The sequence below is a fragment of the bacterium genome (assembly GCA_037131655.1).
Taxonomy (GTDB): domain Bacteria; phylum Armatimonadota; class Fimbriimonadia; order Fimbriimonadales; family JBAXQP01; genus JBAXQP01.
Genome location: JBAXQP010000305.1, coordinates 1 through 3,219, shown reverse-complemented (window position 1 = coordinate 3,219; position 3,219 = coordinate 1). Strand labels below are relative to the sequence as shown.

4 protein-coding genes are annotated in these 3,219 nt (G+C 49.1%); 3 read left to right on the top strand and 1 reads right to left on the bottom strand.

Annotated features, from left to right (window positions below; translation table 11 throughout):
- Positions 1 to 215: hypothetical protein (locus WCO51_11570; GenBank protein MEI6513893.1), on the top strand; the 215-nt coding region annotated here is incomplete at its 5' end.
- Positions 216 to 315: 100 nt separating this feature from the next.
- Here WCO51_11570 and trmFO read toward each other — a convergent pair.
- Positions 316 to 1,629 (bottom strand): methylenetetrahydrofolate--tRNA-(uracil(54)-C(5))-methyltransferase (FADH(2)-oxidizing) TrmFO, encoded by a 1,314-nt coding sequence (gene trmFO, locus WCO51_11565; protein MEI6513892.1) that lies wholly within the window; start codon positions 1,627 to 1,629, stop codon positions 316 to 318.
- A gap of 180 nt (positions 1,630 to 1,809) precedes the next feature.
- Between trmFO and WCO51_11560 the strand changes: the two genes are divergently transcribed.
- Positions 1,810 to 2,469 carry a hypothetical protein gene (locus tag WCO51_11560; GenBank protein MEI6513891.1) on the top strand — a complete coding sequence of 220 codons (660 nt, stop codon included), beginning with the start codon at positions 1,810 to 1,812 and terminating at the stop codon, positions 2,467 to 2,469.
- Positions 2,470 to 2,563: 94 nt separating this feature from the next.
- The coding region (locus WCO51_11555; GenBank protein MEI6513890.1) for a response regulator transcription factor at positions 2,564 to 3,219 on the top strand (656 nt) is incomplete at its 3' end.

Genomic DNA, 3,219 nt, shown 5'->3' with positions numbered 1-3,219 from the left:
ACTTATCCGAAGCCGCATTTGACTACATTGCCGCCGAAGGCTACGACCCAGCCTACGGAGCCCGCCCATTAAAGCGCGTCATTCAGAGGGACATCCTCAACCCTCTCTCCCAAAAACTAATCGCCGGAGAGTACGCCGAAGGGGATGTAATAGAAGTAGACGCCAAAGACCATAAGCTGGTCTTCACACGTAGAGAAGCTGTGCATACAAGTTAGTAGATCGTGTCATTGCGTGGAGGAGATTGCTTCGGCACAGAGCTTCGCAATGACACGTTCGTGTTCGGGGGCTGCGCTCTCGCGCCCCTGCTTAGCTTTACTAAGGAAGCTCTTGCATAAAGTTTTCAAAGGCAGTGCGGGCGGATTGGAGTTTCTTTTCTCTTCGGAGGGTCTTGTCTTTTGTATGGGTTCCTTCTTCGGGAAGTAATCCCCAATTGGCATTCATGGGGGCGAAGTGTTTGTCTGGGACTGTAGTGATGTAGGCTAGCAGTGAACCTAAAACTGTTTGCTCAGGGAGGGTTACGGCTTCCTTGCCAGATACTAGCCTGGCAGCGTTGATGCCTGCCATCAATCCGGCGGCGGCTGATTCGATGTAGCCTTCTACTCCTACTAACTGCCCCGCAAAGAACATCGTGGGTTCCTCTTTGTATTGGAGGGTTGGCAATAATAATCTGGGGCTATCGATATAGGTGTTTCTATGAATAACGCCCAGGCGAACGAACTCGGCGTTTTCCAGACCGGGGACTAGGTGGAACACCCTTTTCTGCTCCGGCCATGTCATTCGGGTTTGGCAGGCGACTAAAGAGTAAAGTCTTCCCTGTTTATCCTCAGGTCGAAGCTGCATGACTGCCCAAGGGCGTCTGCCTGTGTGAGGATCGGTAAGACCTACCGGCTTAAAGGGGCCAAAGGACATTGAGCGTTCACCACGGCACGCTATCTCTTCGAGGGGTAGACACCCTTCAAAGAACTTAGGGTCTTCGAAATCGCGCAAAGGCGTTAGTTCAGCGCTGACTAATGCTTGATAGAAAGCCTGATACTCCTCTTTATTAAAGGGGCAATTGATATAATCGTCCCCCTCGCCCTTGTCGTAGCGGCTTTGCTTGAATACACGGTCATAGTTAATCGTTGAGGCATCAACAGTTGGAGAGACTGCATCATAGAAGTAAAGATACTCATGTCCGGCTAACTTGGCGATTTCACTTGAGAGACTTTCAGAAGTTAACGGGCCGGTTGCTACAATGAGTGGGCGTTCAGTGGGTAAGCAGGTTACTTCTTCGCGGATAAGTTCAATAAGCGGATGGCTCTCAATTCGCTCGGTTAGTTCAGCGCTGAAGGCATCCCGCTCGACCGCTAAGGCTTGCCCAGCAGGAACGGCGTGCTTTCGAGCAGTGGGAATAACAAGTGAGCCTAATTGTTCCATCTCCCACTTCAAATGGCCTGCAGGGGAGGTTGGTTGATCTGATTTAAAAGAATTACTGCAAACCAACTCGCCAAGATTGCCCGATTTATGAGCGGGGGTCATCTTATGAGGACGCATCTCATAGAGCCTGACACGAACCCCTCGCTGAGCGACTGCCCACGCCGCCTCCACTCCCGCAAACCCTCCGCCTAACACTGTAACCATTTTATCCATAACAACCTCAAGTGCCGTATTTTACCTATGAATTACAAAGAAACGACATAAACGTGATATGGGCGTGATGTTTGAGATAAATCTTATTTGTTTATAGACGTAAAATATAAGTACAAGCGAACAGGAGCGGATCACATGACCTGCTCTTCAGAAGCAAGTTTTATAAGGAGGATGAAGAAAATGAAACGCTTTCGAACAAAGAACTGGGTCAACTGGGCAGTGGTTATCGTGCTGCTTGGAGTGATGTTTGGCAGTATTGCCATAGCGCAAAGAGGACAAGGCGGACAGGGCGGAATGGGTGGTCCGGGGGGACCGATGGGCCAAGGCGGACCAGGCGGACCTCCGCATCCGATGGTCATGATTGAAACCGGAACCTCTGGAGTATTCGTTCTTGCCGGTTGCACTTTGGTTAAGTATGATGCAGCTTTGAAAGAAGTCGGCACATTAAACCTGGGCGAACAGAGCACAAGCGCTACTGATAAACCGCCAATGCCAAAGCCTGGGGAAATGCTATTCTCAGCAGGCAGCGGCAGCGCAGGCGATAAAATACTAATCGTTATGGGCGACGAATTTTATTGCATCGATGCAACAACGCTTAAAGTAACCGTCAAGTCGACCTTGCCTGTTGTCGAACCGCCAAAACAAGAGAATGCTGACTCACAAACCATGCAAGCGGGTAAAGGCCCTGGCGCCCCCCCACCACCTGCTAAGGCCATTCTCAAGCTTAATGGACAAACTCTCTATATAGTTCGCGGCCCACAGATTGTTGCGATTAACATCGCTGACGGGACAGTGACGGGTCAAAACACATTACCAAAGCCACCTGCGCCAACGAATTAGTTGGAACTTATATTGAGCAGCTTTGTGGGGGCGTAAGTCGGTTTACGCCCCTTTGGACTATAATATTGTAGAACCTGCGCGGAGGTTGTCCATTATGAGCGCCATCCTAATTGTTGATGATGATAAAGACTTGGTAGAAGGCTTGAGATGGTATTTAGAAGCGGAAGGATATCATGTATCCGCCGCTTATGATGGCAAGTCAGCTATCGAAGCATTTCATCTGCATCGACCGGATGTGGTTGTGCTCGATATCATGATGCCAGGGATGGATGGCGTTCAAGTATGTGAGATAATCCGCCGTGAATCAGAAGCTTTCATTCTAATGTTATCCGCTCGTGACGGAGAAATTGACAAGGTCCGCGCTCTCTCCAAAGGCGCAGATGACTATGTGACAAAGCCTTTCCATGTTGCCGAAGTGGTTGCGCGTATTAAAGCTCTCTTGCGCCGAAGCCGTGGAGGAAATCAAGCACCGACTAGCTATCGTTGGAATTCCCTACATATCATCTACGATGAAAGACAAGTATTTGTCAACGAAGCACCTGTCGAATTAACTAGTGTTGAGTTCGATTTATTGGTTGCATTGGTGAAACATCCAAAGATCGTATTCCAGCGTGAGCAATTAATAAAGCGTATTTGGGGAGATGATTACTGCAGCGAGCAAAGGCTTGTCGACAATCATATTTATCGGCTACGCGATAAGCTGACGAAAGCCGGTCTTGACAATTGTCCAATTATTACTATTCGGGGGGT

Bases quoted from the DNA above. Each gene is read 5' to 3' on its own strand.
- trmFO (MEI6513892.1), bottom strand. From the start codon at position 1,629: ATGGATAAAATGGTTACAGTGTTAGGCGGAGGGTTTGCGGGAGTGGAG.
- WCO51_11560 (MEI6513891.1), top strand. From the start codon at position 1,810: ATGAAACGCTTTCGAACAAAGAACTGGGTCAACTGGGCAGTGGTTATC.